We start from the raw sequence: 16544 nt of genomic DNA, 5'->3' as shown, positions 1-16544 counted from the left end.
TTGGTCGCCTTTTGGGTGGGCATCGTTTCCGTGGCACTCACGCTGCTGGTGGCACTGCTGGTGTTGAACATGCGCCTGCGGCTTCGGCGCAGTGAGGCCCATTGGAAGCGCTTCATGACGACCTGGCGGCCGATCTTGATGCAGGCAATGGTTGATCCAGGTCTTACTTCCTTGCCCAAACTGAAGGCGGGCCAGTACATATTGTTCATGCGTCTGTGGGTCTATCTTCACGAATCGGTGCGAGGCGAAGCGGCACAGCACCTGAACGAAGTGGCCCGGGCATTGGGCATAGACGTGTTTGCTCGCAAGCTGCTGCACCGGGGCTCACGTCGGCACAAGCTACTGGCGATCCTGAGTTTGGGCCATCTGCGCGACTCGCTTGCTTGGAATGAACTACGTTTACTGGCTGACCATCCGGACGGACTGCTTTCGGTGAACGCGGGGCGCGCACTTATTCAGATTGATCCAAGAGCTGGCGTGCAATCGCTCATGCCACTGATCGTTCGCCGTGAAGACTGGGACATTACACGTGTCGCCAGCTTTCTCGGCCCGGCCCGAGAGCCCTTCCTGCCACTGCTGGTCGAGAGCATTCCACAGGTGCCGCAAAACATGCTACCCCGTGTCCTGCGTCTGAGCAAGGCACTTCGGCTCAAGCTGCCGACACAAACGATGTTTCACCTCCTGGGTGCGACGCAACACTCTGACGTGGTTGTTGCGGCACTTCCGATGGCCGAGAGCCGGGATCTCGTGGGTGAAGTTCGTCGATGCACAGCTCATTCCGACCACCGGGTGCGCGAGCATGCTATTCGACAGCTCGCGGTGCTGGGAGATGCGAGCGACGTGAAGCTGCTCACTGATCTGATGGAAGATCCCCAGTGGACGGTCAGACTGGCCGCGGCAGAGTCTCTAGCGGTCTTGCCATTCATAAGCAACGAGGAACTTGCGGCTCTGCGTCGACCTGGATCGCTGGCGGAGTCCATTCTCAATCACGTGCTGGCGCAGCGGAGTTTGGCATGACACAGCAAATGATCATCGAGTTCATGACCTGGTTCGTGCTGGCGTACTTCGTTCTGCTTAACCTCGGCTATATTTCGCTAAATCTTCTGTCCCTGTTCAGCCTGTACCGGATGGGGCAGGAGCGCGTGCTTGAAGACCTGCCGCCCGTCATTACCGGGCTTGAGCCAGCCATCAGCATCTTGGTGCCAGCTTATAACGAAGAGACCACTATCGCAGCCTCCATACGTTCCATGCTGCAACTTGCGTACTCTGAGTTTGAGATCATCATCATCAATGATGGCTCCAAAGATGCCACGCTGGACGTTCTCAAGAGAGAATTCGGCCTCGCGCTCTTCCCGGAGTCGGTGAGTCCGCAGCTGGAGACTAAGCCGGTGCGCGGCATCTATCGCTCGGCCAAAAACCCACAGCTGAGGGTGATCGACAAGGAAAACGGCGGCAAAGCTGACTCGCTCAACGCCGGCATTAATCTGGCACGCCACCCTCTTTTTTGCGGCGTCGATGCCGACTCCATCCTGGCGCGCGACAGCCTGCAGAAGGTGGCACGGCCCTTTTTGCGCGATCCGCACATGGTGGCCACTGGCGGCACAGTGCGCGTGGCAAACGGCTGTGAAGTGCAGTCAGGATTTCTTTCGCGGGTGGGCCTGCCTACGAATCCGTGGGCGCTGTTTCAAGTGGTCGAATATCTGCGGGCCTTTTTGTTCGGCCGTCTGGGATGGTCACAGCTCAATGCGATGCTCATCATCTCAGGTGCGTTTGGACTATTCAAGACCGATGTGGTTATTGCCGCTGGCGGTTACCGACCCAAGACCATTGGGGAGGACATGGAGCTGGTTGTGCGGATTCACCGCATGCTGCGCGAGCAGAGGGTTCCTTATCGCGTCGAGTTTGTGCCTGACCCTGTGTGCTGGACCGAGGTACCCGAAGACCGTAAGACACTCCGCAACCAGCGTATTCGCTGGCAGCGTGGCCTGTCAGAAAGTCTGTGCGCCAACTGGAGATTGATGTTCAGCGCACGAGGCGGGCCTCCTGGCTGGCTTGCGTTTCCATTTATGGTGCTGTTCGAGTGGCTGGGCCCCGTGGTGGAGTTGGGTGGTTACCTTTTTATGGCCTTCGCGTGGGTTTTCGGCCTGGTGTCCTGGGACGCATTTGCCGTCTTTCTTTTTGTGGCTGTCGGGTTAGGTATTTTGCTCTCTGCCTCAGGGCTTCTGCTGGAAGAAATGGCCTTCCACATCTACCCGCGCATGCGTCATATCGGGCTGCTCTCGTTGATCGTGGTGCTTGAAAATTTTGGCTATCGCCAGCTCAATAGCTGGTGGCGGCTGATCGGCTTGTACCGCTGGGCAACGCAACGCGAATCAACCTGGGGCGAGATGAAGCGCCGCGGCTCATGGCAGCAGGTGCAACCAGAGCCTCAGGCAGAACTATTACAAGTCGATCAGGGCAAGGGCAACTCGAAATAGAACTCAGTGCGAACGCCCGGTTCGCTGTTGAATGAGATCGTGCCGCCATGAGCCTGCACAATGCTGCGGCAAATGTTCAAACCAAGCCCTGTCCCCCCGCTGCATCGACGGTCTGAGCTGTCAGCCTGTGCAAAGCGGTCAAAAATGCGACCGTGAAACTGGGGAGGAACACCCTCGCCGTGATCCACCACCCTCACGCGTACCCCGCCACTGACGACCTCCGCGGCCACTTCCACGGTGCCGCCCTGAAGCGAAAACTTGACGGCATTCGACAGCAGGTTCATCAGCACCTGCACAATGCGGTCTCCGTCTGCACGGACTGTCACGTCGGGCAACGGGGTCTTGAGTGACACCTTGATACCCATGGGTGCGGCGTAAGGTCCGATGTCGTTGACGGCCTGCTCGATCATTCCGGCGAGGGGCCGCAGTTTCATATCGTAGCTTAGCAAGCGAGCGTCGATCTTCTCCACGTCGAGCACATCGTTGATCAGCCGCACAAGCCGTTCGCAGCTGCGCGTAGACATGGCGACCATCTTGGCGGCATCGACAGGTAGTTGGCCAGCCATGCCTGATTCGAGCAAGCTGAGCGAACCATAGATGGCCGTGAGCGGAGTACGCAGCTCATGCGACACGGTGGAAATGAACTCGCTCTTCAGGCGTTCGGACTCTTTGCGGTCGGTGATGTCGTGCACGAAGCCGCTGAAGAGCTTAAGTTGTTCGGTGTTGACCATACCCAGCTTTACTTCTACCGGAATCTCACGTCCGTGCCGGTCGATCATCACGCGCTCCAGACGTTGGTTGATGAACGGCGCTGCACCAGTTTCGCGGAAATGCGCCATCGCAACGTCCGATTTTGCGACGTAGCGCTCTGGCAGCAGAGTTGACGCCATAGGGCGTCCTAACACCTCTTCGCGGCTCCAGCCGAAGAGCTTCTGGGCCTGCGGATTCCAGTCGGTAATTCGACCCTCGAAGTCAATGCCGACGAAAGGATCCTGAGCGGTTTCGATAATGGTCTGGACCCGTTGCTCGCTGCGCTGCACTTGACCCAGCGCTTCGCGCAACTCGGCAGTGCGCTCCTCCACTCTGCGTTCCAGGCTGGCGTTTAGCTGGCGCAGTTCTTCTTCCTTGCGCCGCAGGCTGTCAAGCATTGAAGTCAGGGAGTGGCCCAGTTGGCCGGCTTCGCGGTAGGCGGCTCGCGACGGCACCAGTCGCTCCGGGTGACCTCCATCGCCCAGGCCTTGTGCGAACTGAGCTAGCTCGAGGATTGGACGGGTGATGGTACGTGCGGCATACCATCCCAGCAAGCTGAACAAACCTGCAATGACCAAGCCGCTGATGAACACTGTCAGCTGAAGATGCCGCGCTGGGGCATAAGCGACGGACAGAGGTTGACGCACCAGCACGTTCCAGCCCAGGCCCGGATACTCTCTGTAACCCCGACTGGCGGCGTAGCCCACCAGGTATTTTTCTCCATCGGGCCAGAGCTCGACGCGATAACCGGTTTTGCCGGTGAGCGCCTCGGACAGGCTGGGCAACTCGAGTTGAGTATCACGCAGCATAGGCGGGCCTAGCCGCACGGTTCCGTCTCCGGAAATGATCAAGAGGTCGATCACGTGCGTCTTGTCAACCGCATCAAAGATGGTGTGCTGAATGTCGTCCGCCCAATCCCACGACAGGTGCGCGCCAAGCACGCCGGACGTGCGCCCGGAAGCGTCAACCGTTGGGAACGCTACGTCCACGAATCGCGGCGGATCTCCAGACGCGGTATTACCCAGCAGCTTAGCGAGAAGAACGGCCTCGTGGACGTCCCCCACGTGTTTAGCTTTGAGCGCGCCATCGAACCAAGGGCGCTTTGATACGTCATGTCCTACCAGCATATTCTTGGTGGAAGCCAACACCTTCCCCGCAGTGTCCGTGAGCCCGATCCAGGCGTAATACGGGTAACTGGCCTGCAACGCAGCCAACTCGCGCGACAGATTATCAGGGTCTCCATCGGGTACCAGGCGTTGGGCCATCAACCTGACCTCGCGGTATCGCTCAAACATGGAGCGATCGAGACGGCTGGCGGTTTGGTGCGCCAGTTCGGCCAGGCTAGCGCCGATACTGCTTTCCACTTGGGCGGTAGCCCTGCGCTCCATCACAGCAGTAAGGATCAACGTGAGCAGGATCGACATTAGCGAGAACGTGAACGCGAGATAGGCGCTCAGGCTTAGGCGCTGGGGCGGTGCGGAGGATTTCATGCGGCAATCTGATTTGGCAAAACGCCATTGTCTTGCGTGTTCACGATCTTGGGTCCTGATTGACCCATCGCTATTGCAGAAGATGTTTAGAGACTTGCTGTGGGCAGAGCCAGTGTCGTGCCCTGCCTTCGCAATAGTCTGATCCAGCGTAGCTTCAACGCCGTAAAAAAATTACACGGTACTTCTAGACATCTCCATGTGTGTCATAGACAATAAAAGAATCGCCACTGATCTTTTGATCGATCTCAGCTTTACGAAGCTTGGTGATCACAAGCGTAGGTTGGCGATATTTCAATAACTATGACAAATGGTTAACGTATAAAAACATGTCTACCTGTATTTCGCGCAAGGTTAAATCAAGAAAAAGTCGCCTCACTTATTCTCTATTTGTCTATGACATTTGTAGATCTAGCCTCAGGAGGCAGCTAATGAATCCATGAAGCTCATACCTCATCGACTCGTTCACTCAATTTCAGGAGAAACAACATGCTGCGTTGGATAACAGGAACCCTGGGAGTTTTGCTGCTCGCACTTGCGGCGGGCTGCGGGGGCAGTGATGATCACCCCGGAAACATTGTTGAAGTCGCACAAAGCGACACCCGTTTCAGCATTCTGGTCGAGGCTGTTCAGGCGGCAGAGCTAACTACCGCCTTGTCTGATCAAGGCACTCTTACCGTATTCGCACCCACGAACGATGCTTTTGCGGCACTTCTCGCTGAACTTGGGGTTACCAAAGATCAGTTGCTGGCCAACAAGCCGCTTCTGACCGCGGTCCTGAAATACCATGTCCTGGGCAGTGTGGTGCGCAGTGGCGATGTGCCAGTCGGCAAGGCAATCACTTCCATTGGCGGTGGAGTCTTCAAGATCGATAAGGTGGGCGCTGACCTTGTCATCAACGACGGGCGTAACCGCAAGAGCAAGATCATTCAAGCAAACGTAGAAGCTTCAAACGGTGTCATCCATGCGATAGATAAGGTGATCTTGCCTGCGGACAAGACTGTTGTGGAAACCGCCATTGCGACACCTGACTTCAGCATTCTGGTGGAAGCCGTGGTTGCTGCTGGCTTGGCAGACACCCTCAGCGGCCCCGGCCCGTTCACCGTGTTCGCACCTACGAACGAGGCGTTCGCTTCACTGCTGGCTGAACTCGGGGTCACCAAAGCTCAGTTGCTGGCAGACACCGCACTATTGACCAAAGTGCTGACTTACCACGTGGTGCCGGGCATGGTACTCAAGGCAGGAGTGCCGATCAATGCGCCCATTACGACCGTCGAAGGCGGAACATTCACGGTGTCCCCCACTCTGGTGATCACCGACCAGCGTGGACGGCAGTCGAGCATCGTCGCAGCCGATGTGCTCGCATCCAACGGGGTGATCCACGTGATCGACAAAGTGATTCTTCCCGCACCTTAATCACGCCGGCGGCGCGGACTACCCGCGCCGCCCTTCTTAAGGCAGAAAAATGCCTTCGCCTAAGAAAAGTCACCTTCCGTACAAAATTTGCGCTTGCTGTGAGCGCCCCATGACTTGGCGAAAACGTTGGGCTCGGGTGTGGGATGAAGTCAAATATTGCTCGGAGCGCTGCCGGCGCAACAGTGCATCCAATGCGCGCACCAAAGGCCCCGAATAAAAACCTCATACGAGCTGCCGCAGGCAAACTCACTGTTCGGCGAAGTCAAGACTTCGATGCGAGTTCCCCTGCGAATATTTTGCGCCTGATGATCAGCATGGCGCCAACCTGGTGCAGTGGCAGCAGCCAGAAATCGCAGAATCCAAGTTGTGTGTTCATGCCAGCGCGACGCCTTAAGGCCCCAGACACAACACTCGCTTGAACAGCTAGAAACCTCGCAGATTCGAGAAGGACACCATGCAATCGCTCCCAGCAGGCTATCGCGCACTTGTGATCGGTAATTCGGGCGCCATTGGTGGCGCCTTGACTGATCAGCTGCGCGCAGATTCGCGCTGTGCAGAGGTGCTGGCACTCGGTCGAGGCAGCGACCCCTCCATTGATTTTGATGACCCATCCAGCGTAGCCGAGGCTGCGAATGCCATCCATGAGCGCGGCCCCTTGCATCTGGTGTTGGTGTCTACCGGCATGCTGCAAAGCCAGACCGGCCACCCGGAAAAGCGACTGGCGGATCTGAGCGCAGATCACCTTGCTGCGAGCTTTGCCGTGAATGCCATCGGGCCTGCGCTGGCTATTGCTCACTTTTCACCACTACTCCCGCGGCATCAGCGCAGTGTTTTTGCCGTCCTCTCGGCCAAGGTCGGAAGCATAGGTGACAACCGGCTGGGCGGTTGGTACAGCTACCGCGCATCAAAAGCTGCGCTCAACATGCTGCTAAAAACCGCTGCCATAGAGCTTGCCCGCACTCACCCCTACACTGTGCTGGCAGCCCTGCACCCTGGAACCGTCGATTCTGCGTTGTCTGCCCCATTTCGCGGTGCGCAGATTGGTCGGCCGGCGCAAGCTGCAGCGACCGACCTCCTGACAGTACTCGACAAACTGCAACCAGAAGATAGTGGCGGCTTCTGGGCATACGATGGACAACAGTTGCCATGGTGAATCCCTGAGCAAGATTAGCCGTGCTGGTTAGCGGCTTTCCGGGATTGGCTCTTTGGCCTGCTGGTGGTCTCGCGAGTCTTCCACAGTGATACCAACACACCCCCGGCAATCAGGCCAGCCGTGACCCCGAGGCTTACCACGGAGGGGATCTTTCCTACCAGGTTGACCAGGAATATCTTGCCGCCGATGAAGACCAACACCATGGCCAATGCATACTTCAGATAGACGAAGCGGTGAATCATGGCTGCCAGAGCAAAATACAGTGCCCGCAAGCCCAGGATGGCGAAGATGTTGCTCGTATAGACAATGAACGGATCAGTGGTAATTGCGAAGATGGCAGGAACGGAATCCACTGCGAAGATCAAGTCCGCAAACTCCACCATACACAGCGCCAGGAACAGCGGCGTTACCCAGGCAACAGGCTGACCCGTCACAGGATGCGGGGATCTCACGAAGAACGAGTTTCCATGCAACTCGGGCGTGACACGAAGGTGCTTGCGCAGGAAGCGCAACATGATGTTTCCTTTCAAGTCCGGCTCGTGGTCTGCCATCCAGAGCATCTTGATTCCGGTCGCGATCAGGAAAGCGCCGAATAAATACAGCACCCAGGAGAACTGGGTTACCAATGCGGCGCCAAGGCCGATCATGGTGGCCCTGAGAACAATCACACCCAGAATGCCCCAGAACAACACCCGGTGCTGGTATTGGCGAGGAATGGCAAAGAACGAGAAAATCATGGCAATCACGAACACGTTGTCCATCGACAACGACTTCTCGATCATGTAGCCCGTGAAGTAGTCAATGCCGCTCTGCGCTCCGAGCTGCCACCACAGCCACCCACCGAAGATCGAGGCTGCCCCGATATAGCCGGCAGACAGCCATAGGCTCTCCCGCACGCCAATCTCGCGGTCTTCCCTGTGTAAGACCCCGAGATCGAAAGCCAGCAACGCCACGACCACAGTGGCAAAGACCAGCCAGAGCCAGACGCTCTGCCCCAAAAAAGGCGTGTAAAGAAATTCAGTCATGATGAAGACAGGAGTTCTGAGTAATTCGATCAGCCTGGATGGGTTCGCTCAATCCGAGGAATTCACAGCAATCGCCCAAGCCACGGTTCGTACATTTCGGGAGTACTGACACAGAATTACTGTAGGATCGGAAACATCAGATAAAAATCAGAAAATACCCACGTCACTTCCAATTAATCGAACTATTCAGAAGACAGTGCAACACATGAACTACAAGCACCTTTACTACTTCTGGACGGTTCTGCGTACTGGAGGCATCGTTCGTGCGAGCGAACAGTTGCACCTCACGCCACAAACACTGAGCGGTCAGATCAAGCAGTTGGAAGAACGGCTGGGGCATCCGCTGTTGCGCAAGGCGGGACGAGGCGTGGAGCCGACGGAAGCTGGCCGCCTTGTGATGCGGTACGCCGACGAGATCTTCGCCTTGGGCGCTTCGCTACAGGAAGCCCTGGCGACTGGGCGAGACACACGGCGCACCGCAATCCTGCGCGTGGGAATCGCCGACGCCGTGCCCAAGGCCGTGGCTTTCCACATATTGGAGCCGGCCACGACACTGCCCGAGCCCCCAGACTGGTTTGCCACGAGGGCGGTCTGACTAGCCTGCTTGGAGAACTGGCGGTGCACCGGCTTGACGTCGTTATCTCAGACGTGCCAGCCCCATCCAGCCTGAGTGTGCGTGTGTACACCCACCTGCTCGGACGCACGGGCGTGGCGTTCTTTGCAGCGCCTCAGTTGCTCGGTTCGATTGGTTTGACGACATCTGGTGCGCAGCGTGAATTTCCGGACTGCCTGGCGGGCCTGCCCATTCTTCTACCCAGTTCACAAACGGCTCTGCGGCCGCGGCTTGATGCCTGGTTGCGCCAACACGCGCTTGCACCTTCTGTAGCTGCCGAGTTCGATGACAGCGCGCTGCTCAAAGCCTTCGGACGCGAAGGCAGAGGGGTTTTCGCCGCGCCTGCCGTTCTGAAAGAAGAGATTGTTCAGCAATACCAGGTGGACTGGATCGGCTCACCGGAGGATCTTGTGGAGGAGTTCTACGCGATATCGGTCGAGCGCCGAATCACCCACCCTGCTCTGGCCGCCATCACCGCCGCTGCACGCAGCAAGTTGTTCGCCCCGGATCTCCAGTGAGCATGCCGGGTTGTGATGCTCATCCCTTATAGAGAATAATTAACCGCATGAGGTTCGACCAAACCGCACTCGACGATCCTTCCCTGCTGGATCCTGGCGAGATTGCGCGGATATTGGAAACCGACCTTGAGAATGGTTTGAGTGGCAGCCAGGCTTCTCACCGTCTCTTACAAGATGGACCGAACGAACTGCGCGCGGCACCGCCCATTCCTCGCTGGCGCAGAATACTGGCCCAATTCCAGGATCCACTAATCTACCTGCTCTTCGGGGCGATCGCCATCGCACTCGCGGCCTGGCTGATCGATGGTCGCAACGGCTGGCCGGTTGATGCGCTTGTGATCGGGGTGATTGTGGTGTTGAACGGGTTGCTGGGCTATGCTCAGGAAGCTAAGGCGCGAAATGCAGCCGCCGCATTGTCCCGCATGACCGCTGTCACGTCGGCCGTGCTGCGCGATGGTCAGCTGCAACGAGTTCCGAGCGCGCAGTTGGTGCGCGGGGATCTGCTCGTGCTCTCCGAAGGCGATGCCGTCGGTGCAGACGCACGGATCGTTCAGTCTGCATCCTTGCGCGTGCAGGAAGCATCTCTGACCGGTGAAAGCGAAGCCGTCCTGAAGGATGCCGCTACCCTGCCGAGCACTGTTCCACTCGGTGACCGACTAGGCATGGTGTTCAAGGGCACAGCTGTCGTTCAGGGCACTGGCCATGCGATCGTGACGGCCACCGGCATGGCAAGCCAGATGGGCGCCATCGCCAAGATGCTGGATTCCACCAAGGAAGAGTCGACGCCTTTGCAGAAGGAGGTCGCGCGCATCGGGCGCATGCTCGGAATTGCCGTTGTGGTGATCGCACTGGTCGTCGTCGCGACCGTGTTCATCGTCTTCGAAGTCCGTACCGCCGCAGACATCATCAACGTCCTGCTGCTGGGCGTTTCCCTTGCCGTGGCTGCCGTGCCTGAAGGGCTGCCGGCGATCCTGTCGGTGGTGCTCGCGCTTGGCGTGCAGCGCATGGCCAAGCGCAAAGCGATCGTCAAGAACCTGTCGTCTGTAGAAACGCTGGGTTCGGCCTCCGTCATCTGCACCGACAAGACCGGCACACTCACACGCTCGGAGATGACCATCGAGCGATTGATAACCGCCTCTGGTACTGCCCATGTCACGGGTGCCGGCTATGCGCCGCAGGGCAGTGTCCAGGTCGACGGAGCTGAACTGGAAGACGAAGCCCACCGCGCAGAGGCGATCCTGGTGCTCAGCGGAGGCAGCCTTGCCGGAAACGCGCAACTGCAGCAGATGCCTGACGGCAGCTGGACAATACTGGGCGACCCAACCGAGGCCGCCTTTTTGGTCGCAGAGCGCAAGCTCGGTGTGCATGAGCGGCGCCTGCAGAGATTTGACCGGATCGGAGAAATCCCTTTCACGTCTGATCGCAAGATGATGTCCACCATTGAGGTGGATAGTGAGAACGACAACGAACGCGTGCTGGTCTCGAAGGGGGCGCCAGATGTGCTCCTTGAGCGCTGCACGCGCACGCGTGTAGGGATGAAAGTGGTCCCGCTCGACGGAACCTTGCGCCAGCGCATCCTGGCCGATGTCGACACACTCACCGACGCCGCTCTGCGAACGCTTGCGGTTGCCTACCGCCCGTTACGAGAAGACGAAAGCGCTGATCCGGAGCGCGCGGAAGACATCGAACGAGACCTGATCTTCGCCGGGACCGTCGGCATCATCGACCCACCTCGGGAAGAAGCGGCGCAAGCCATCGCCGATGCGCACCGAGCCGGCATCCGCGTGATCATGATCACTGGCGACCACCCACGGACGGCCGCGCGGATTGCTTCCGACCTCGGCATCGTCAAGCCCGGGGCCGTTGCGCTGACGGGCATGGAGCTGGACCAACTCGACGAACCAGGCTTTGCCGAAGCAGTACGCACGACCTCTGTATTTGCGCGGGTGGCACCGGCACACAAGCTGCGCATAGTCGATGCACTGCAGGCAGACGGCAATGTCGTGGCCATGACGGGCGACGGCGTAAATGACGCGCCGGCCCTCAAATCTGCCGACATCGGCGTGGCAATGGGCATTGCCGGCACCGAAGTCACTAAAGAAGCCGCGCGCATGATTCTTGCGAATGACAACTTCGCCACCATCGTGCATGCGGTGCGTGAAGGGCGCGCTATTTTCGACAACATCCGCAAGTTCTTGCGTTACCTGCTCTCATCGAACATGGGCGAAGTGCTGACGGTGTTCCTGGGCGTCGTACTGGCGGGCGTCATCGGTCTGACGGGTACAGACGCTAGCGGCGCGGTCGTGCTGCCTCTACTTGCCACGCAAATATTGTGGATCAACCTGATCACCGATTCGGGTCCGGCGCTGGCCATGGGGGTCGACCCTGAAACCGATGATGTCATGGCCCGCAAACCCCGTCCGCCGAATGAACAGGTCATAGATGGTCGAATGTGGGTATGGGTGATGCAGATCGGCGCGGTAATGGCTGTGGTTACCCTGCTGACGCTCGACATGTATCTGCCAGGCGGCTTGATCGAAGGCTCGCACGATCTCGACAATGCGCGCACTGCTGCGTTTACGACACTCGTTTTCGCGCAATTATTCAATTGCCTGAATGCACGCTCCGAGAACATCAGTGCGTTCCGGCACATGTTCATGAATCCTTGGCTTTGGGGCGCGATTACAGTCTCTGTCGCCCTGCAGGTAGCCGTCGTTCAGGTCGGTTTCCTGAATGTCGCGTTTGGCACGGTTCCCTTGGCGCCTGAGCAGTGGCTAGTTTGCGTTGCCATGGCCAGCGCCGTGCTTTGGTTCGAAGAGGTCCGGAAATTTTTCGCCAGGTCGATGCGCGGATAGTTCGGATAGGTGTTCCTGAGCAAGGTGGAGACAATCACCTACTTTAGGACTCGATCATTTCAAATATTCAACGGAATTCCCGCTTGATCAGTTACTGTTACGACAGATTCAACTCATAAATTGATAACGCAAGATGAGTACGCCCTTTTCTGCAACTGAGACCCGCGTGGCCGTGCTCGTTGATTGCGACAACGTACCCCCAGATATTCTTGAGCACGCCCTACGCATGGTGGCCCAGTTTGGACGCGTGGTTCTTCGTCGAGGCTACGGCAACCAAGGCACGCTGGCACACAAGTGGGAGGAAGCTCTCGTACGCCTAGCCTTTACACCATGCCTTCAGTATCAATATGCGGCCGGAAAGAACACTGCAGACATTGCGCTGGCATTGGATGCGCTGGAAGCGCTATTTGACCGCCGTGCGGACACGTTTTGCCTAGTTACCAGTGATTCGGATTTTGCGTATCTGTGTCGCAAGCTGCGAGAACGTGGTGCAACAGTCTGCATAGTCGGGGAGCCCAAGACACCAGACGCCCTACGCAACGCCAGCGATCAGTTCTTCGAATGGACTCGACCGCTGCCTGCGGTGGAACCTGTTGCCGATGCCGCACTAAGAGTCGTAAAGACTGATTCGCTCAGATTGGAAACTGCGAAGCCCGAGCCGGCCAAGCCTGCGATCAAGCGCCGACCGCGCTTTCTGGTCGAGGCCGTTTCTCTCTTAGCCAGTGATACGTCCGAAGGCAAGGTGGCCCTGGGTGCACTGGGCCAGTACCTCAAACGTACCGACCCCGCATTTTCACCGCAGAACTACGGTCATTCCGGGCTGTTAAACATGGTCAGGACGTACGACTTGCTCATCCCTCGCCAGGAGGAAGGTGGTCATTGGTCGGTGAGCCTCGCGCCGAAATCTGAAGCGCCCGTCGAGGAAGCTGAGATGCCGGCGGCGTAATCTTGGATTTTTCCTCAGCCGCTCTGTAACTTGCCGGATCGTTCGATTCGTTCTGGCGCTGTCTATTGGGTTTCGCATCGCTCTACCCAATTGCGAGGCTGCACAATGAATGACAGCCTTCGCAGGAAACTACGTCACTCCCACTCAATTGTCGCTGGCGGCTTGCTGCTTACGTCGTAGGTGACGCGGTTGATGCCGCGCACTTCGTTGATGATCCGACTGCTGACTTTTTTCAACAGGCTGTACGGTAGCTCCGCCCAGTCGGCCGTCATGAAGTCGCTGGTTTGCACGGCACGCAGGGCTACGACGTAGTCGTAAGTGCGTCCGTCGCCCATAACGCCCACGCTTTTCACCGGCAGAAAGACGGTGAAGGCTTGGCTGGTCAGGTCGTACCAGCTCTTGCCACTGTTTTTGTCGATGTGGGAACGCAGCTCTTCAATGAAGATGGCATCAGCACGGCGCAGCAGGTCGGCGTACTCTTTCTTGACTTCGCCGAGAATTCGCACGCCCAGTCCAGGGCCTGGGAACGGGTGGCGGTAGACCATGTCGTGCGGCAGGCCGAGCGCTACGCCCAATTCGCGCACTTCATCCTTGAACAGGTCGCGCAAGGGCTCAAGCAGCTTCAAGCCCAATTGCTCAGGCAAGCCGCCCACATTGTGGTGGCTCTTGATGACGACTGCTTTCTTCGACTTTGCTCCGCCGCTCTCAATGACGTCAGGGTAAATGGTGCCCTGCGCCAGCCACTTGGCGCCTTTTGCCGAAGCGCCAGATGCGGTGAGTTTGGCGGCTTCTGCCTTGAATACGTCGACGAACAGGCGGCCGATGATCTTGCGCTTTCGCTCGGGGTCAGTCACCCCGGCAAGCTCGCCCAGGAAAAGATCGCTGGCATCTACGCGCACAACCTTGGCGTGCAGCTTGCCCTCGAACATTTCCATGACCATGTCGCCTTCATTCAGCCGCAGCAGACCATGATCGACAAATACGCAGGTGAGCTGATCACCAATGGCGCGATGGATCAGCGCCGCGGCGACAGAGGAATCAACACCCCCTGAGAGGCCGAGAATGACCTCTTCGTCGCCCACCTGCTTGCGGATGGCCTCAACGGCCTCGGCGATGTGATCGCGCATGACCCAGTCGGGCCGGGCACCGCAGATTTCCAGGACGAAGCGCTCCAGCAAGGCCTTGCCTTGCAGGGTATGCGTCACCTCTGGGTGAAACTGCACGCCGTAGAAGCCGCGCTCTTCGTCGGCCATGCCAGCGATGGGACACGATTCTGTGCTGGCCATGAGCTTGAACCCGGCCGGCAGTTCGGTCACCTTGTCGCCGTGGCTCATCCAGACCTTGAGCATGCCGTGGCCTTCCGGCGTGTGGAAATCCTCGATGCCTTTTAGCAGCGAAGTGTGGCCCCTGGCTCGCACTTCGGCATAGCCGAATTCACGCGTCTGGCCACCTTCCACTTTTCCGCCAAGCTGCTGCGCCATGGTCTGCATGCCGTAGCAAATGCCCAACACCGGAACGCCGAGGGAGAAGACAGCGTCTGGAGCGCGGTCATCTACCTCGTACACGCTGGCGTGGCTGCCAGAAAGGATGATGCCTTTCAGATGACCATCGGCGGCGTAGGTACGAACCCAGTCGTCTGTGACGTCGCAGGGGTGAACCTCGCAGTACACATGCGCCTCGCGCACGCGCCGGGCAATAAGCTGGGTGACCTGGGAGCCGAAGTCCAGAATAAGGATTTTGTCGTGTTGCATGTTGCCGCTGAATCAATCCGCCCGGTAGTTCGGCGCTTCCTTGGTGATCTGCACATCGTGCACGTGGGATTCGCGGATGCCTGCTGCGGTGATCTGCACAAACTCGGCTTTGGAGCGCAGGTCTTCGATGGTGGCGCAGCCGCAATAACCCATGCTGGCGCGGAGACCGCCTGCCATCTGGAACAGAATCGAGACTACGCTGCCCTTGTAGGGTACCCGGCCTTCGATGCCTTCTGGCACGAGTTTGTCGGCGTTCGGGTTGCCTGTGGAGCTTTCCTGGAAGTAACGGTCAGCGCTGCCTTGCTGCATGGCGCCAATGCTGCCCATGCCGCGATAGCTCTTGTAGCTGCGGCCCTGGAACAACACGATTTCGCCGGGCGCTTCTTCGGTGCCGGCGAACATGCCGCCCATCATCACGGTGCTGGCACCTGCGGCAATGGCTTTTGCGATGTCGCCGGAGTAGCGAACTCCACCGTCTGCGATCAGCGGCACGCCAGTGCCTTCAAGCGCAGTGGCCACATTGTCGATGGCGGTGATTTGCGGCACGCCAACCCCTGCGACGATGCGCGTGGTGCAAATGCTGCCAGGGCCAATACCCACCTTGACGCCATCAGCTCCGGCCTCTACCAGCGCCCGCGCGGCAGCCCCGGTAGCAATGTTGCCGCCGATGACCTGCACCTGAGGGTAGTTTTTCTTGACCCAGCGCACGCGCTCGATGACCCCGTGGCTATGGCCGTGGGCGGTGTCGACAACCAAGGCGTCGACACCAGCCTTGACGAGGGCTTCAACGCGCTCTTCAGTGCCTTCGCCCACACCGACCGCGGCACCGACGCGTAAACGGCCATTGGCATCTCGCGCAGCGTTGGGGAAGGTAGTTTGCTTCGTGATGTCCTTGACGGTGATCAGGCCCTTCAGGCGATCTTCGCTGTCAATGATGAGCAAGCGCTCCAGCTTGTGCTTGTTGAGCAGGAGCTTGGCTTCTTCGCGGCTGGTGCCCTCTTGTACGGTGATGAGCCGCTCGCGCGGGGTCATGATCTCGCGGACAGGCACGTCGTAGCGCGTTTCGAAGCGCAGATCGCGCCCGGTAACAATGCCCACTACCCTGCCCTGGTCGATGACCGGAAAGCCACTGATGTCGAGCTCATCGGACAGTTGCATGACCTGCAACACCGTGTGTTCGGGGGTTATGACGACCGGATCGCGCAAGATGCCGCTCTCGTATCGCTTCACTTTCGATACTTGAATCGCCTGTTCCTGCGCAGTGAGGTTCTTGTGGACGATGCCGATGCCTCCCTCTTGCGCAATGGCAATAGCCAGCCGCGCCTCTGTGACCGTATCCATGGCGGCCGAAACCAAAGGCAAGTTCAGGCGAATGTCGCGGGTGAACTGGGAAGAGAGTTTGACGTCCTTGGGCAGGACCTGAGAAAAGGCGGGGACGAGGAGAACGTCGTCGAAGGTAAGCGCGTTACCGAGTAGGCGCATGTGAAAGCTCCAAAAAAGGATTGTATCCGTGTGCCGAATTTGCTTCAGAGTGTGGGCTTTTTTGGGTTCTT

General features: G+C 58.4%; 11 protein-coding genes and 1 pseudogene. 8 read left to right on the top strand and 4 right to left on the bottom strand.

Features of this window, described 5'->3' with window-relative positions; all coding sequences use genetic code 11:
* Both AAAK34_RS12260 and AAAK34_RS12255 read left to right on the top strand, forming a co-directional pair.
* Positions 1-1017, top strand: a complete 1017-nt coding sequence (locus AAAK34_RS12260) for a HEAT repeat domain-containing protein (RefSeq protein WP_431777317.1) — start codon at positions 1-3, stop codon at positions 1015-1017.
* A complete protein-coding gene (locus AAAK34_RS12255; RefSeq protein WP_231693293.1) occupies positions 1014-2477 on the top strand; it encodes a glycosyltransferase family 2 protein in 1464 nt (487 codons plus the stop codon). Before AAAK34_RS12260 ends, AAAK34_RS12255 begins: the two co-directional genes overlap by 4 nt.
* Here AAAK34_RS12255 and AAAK34_RS12250 read toward each other — a convergent pair.
* Positions 2453-4717 (bottom strand): sensor histidine kinase, encoded by a 2265-nt coding sequence (locus AAAK34_RS12250; RefSeq protein ID WP_231693292.1) that lies wholly within the window; start codon positions 4715-4717, stop codon positions 2453-2455. The genes AAAK34_RS12255 and AAAK34_RS12250 overlap by 25 nt on opposite strands.
* Positions 4718-5203: 486 nt before the next feature.
* Between AAAK34_RS12250 and AAAK34_RS12245 the strand changes: the two genes are divergently transcribed.
* The 3 genes from AAAK34_RS12245 (at position 5204) to AAAK34_RS12235 (ending at position 7283) form a co-directional block, all read left to right on the top strand.
* Positions 5204-6130: a fasciclin domain-containing protein gene (locus tag AAAK34_RS12245; RefSeq protein WP_231693291.1), complete on the top strand. Its 927-nt coding sequence runs from the start codon at positions 5204-5206 to the stop codon at positions 6128-6130.
* A gap of 49 nt (positions 6131-6179) precedes the next feature.
* The gene (locus AAAK34_RS12240) at positions 6180-6347 is read left to right on the top strand and encodes a DUF2256 domain-containing protein (RefSeq protein WP_231693290.1); all 168 of its coding nucleotides are present in this window, start codon (positions 6180-6182) and stop codon (positions 6345-6347) included.
* Between the two features lie 237 nt (positions 6348-6584).
* Positions 6585-7283, top strand: coding sequence for an SDR family NAD(P)-dependent oxidoreductase (locus AAAK34_RS12235; protein ID WP_231693289.1), 699 nt, complete (start codon positions 6585-6587; stop codon positions 7281-7283).
* A 14-nt stretch (positions 7284-7297) separates the two neighbouring features.
* Here AAAK34_RS12235 and AAAK34_RS12230 read toward each other — a convergent pair whose 3' ends face one another.
* On the bottom strand, positions 7298-8308 hold the full coding sequence (locus AAAK34_RS12230; protein WP_231693288.1) for a TerC family protein: 1011 nt from the start codon (positions 8306-8308) through the stop codon (positions 7298-7300).
* 205 nt (positions 8309-8513) lie between these two features.
* Here AAAK34_RS12230 and nhaR point away from each other — a divergent pair.
* The 3 genes and pseudogenes from nhaR to AAAK34_RS12215 all read left to right on the top strand — a co-directional run bounded on the left by nhaR (position 8514) and on the right by AAAK34_RS12215 (position 13240).
* Positions 8514-9439, top strand: a pseudogene (gene nhaR, locus AAAK34_RS12225) (transcriptional activator NhaR).
* A gap of 47 nt (positions 9440-9486) precedes the next feature.
* Entirely contained in the window at positions 9487-12294 is a 2808-nt protein-coding gene (locus tag AAAK34_RS12220) for a cation-translocating P-type ATPase (protein ID WP_231693286.1), read from the top strand.
* Positions 12295-12427: 133 nt separating this feature from the next.
* A complete protein-coding gene (locus tag AAAK34_RS12215; RefSeq protein ID WP_231693285.1) occupies positions 12428-13240 on the top strand; it encodes an NYN domain-containing protein in 813 nt (270 codons plus the stop codon).
* A 134-nt stretch (positions 13241-13374) separates the two neighbouring features.
* Here AAAK34_RS12215 and guaA read toward each other — a convergent pair whose 3' ends face one another.
* Positions 13375-14991 carry a glutamine-hydrolyzing GMP synthase gene (gene guaA / locus AAAK34_RS12210; protein WP_231693284.1) on the bottom strand — a complete coding sequence of 539 codons (1617 nt, stop codon included), beginning with the start codon at positions 14989-14991 and terminating at the stop codon, positions 13375-13377.
* 12 nt (positions 14992-15003) lie between these two features.
* On the bottom strand, positions 15004-16473 hold the full coding sequence (gene guaB, locus AAAK34_RS12205) for an IMP dehydrogenase (RefSeq protein ID WP_231693283.1): 1470 nt from the start codon (positions 16471-16473) through the stop codon (positions 15004-15006).
* Positions 16474-16544 lie beyond the last annotated feature (71 nt).

Origin of the sequence: Ottowia caeni (genome assembly GCF_050821495.1) — a bacterium.
GTDB lineage: Bacteria > Pseudomonadota > Gammaproteobacteria > Burkholderiales > Burkholderiaceae_C > Ottowia > Ottowia caeni.
The sequence above is the reverse complement of the archived record's forward strand: the minus strand, read 5'-3'. Positions and strand labels throughout refer to the sequence as shown.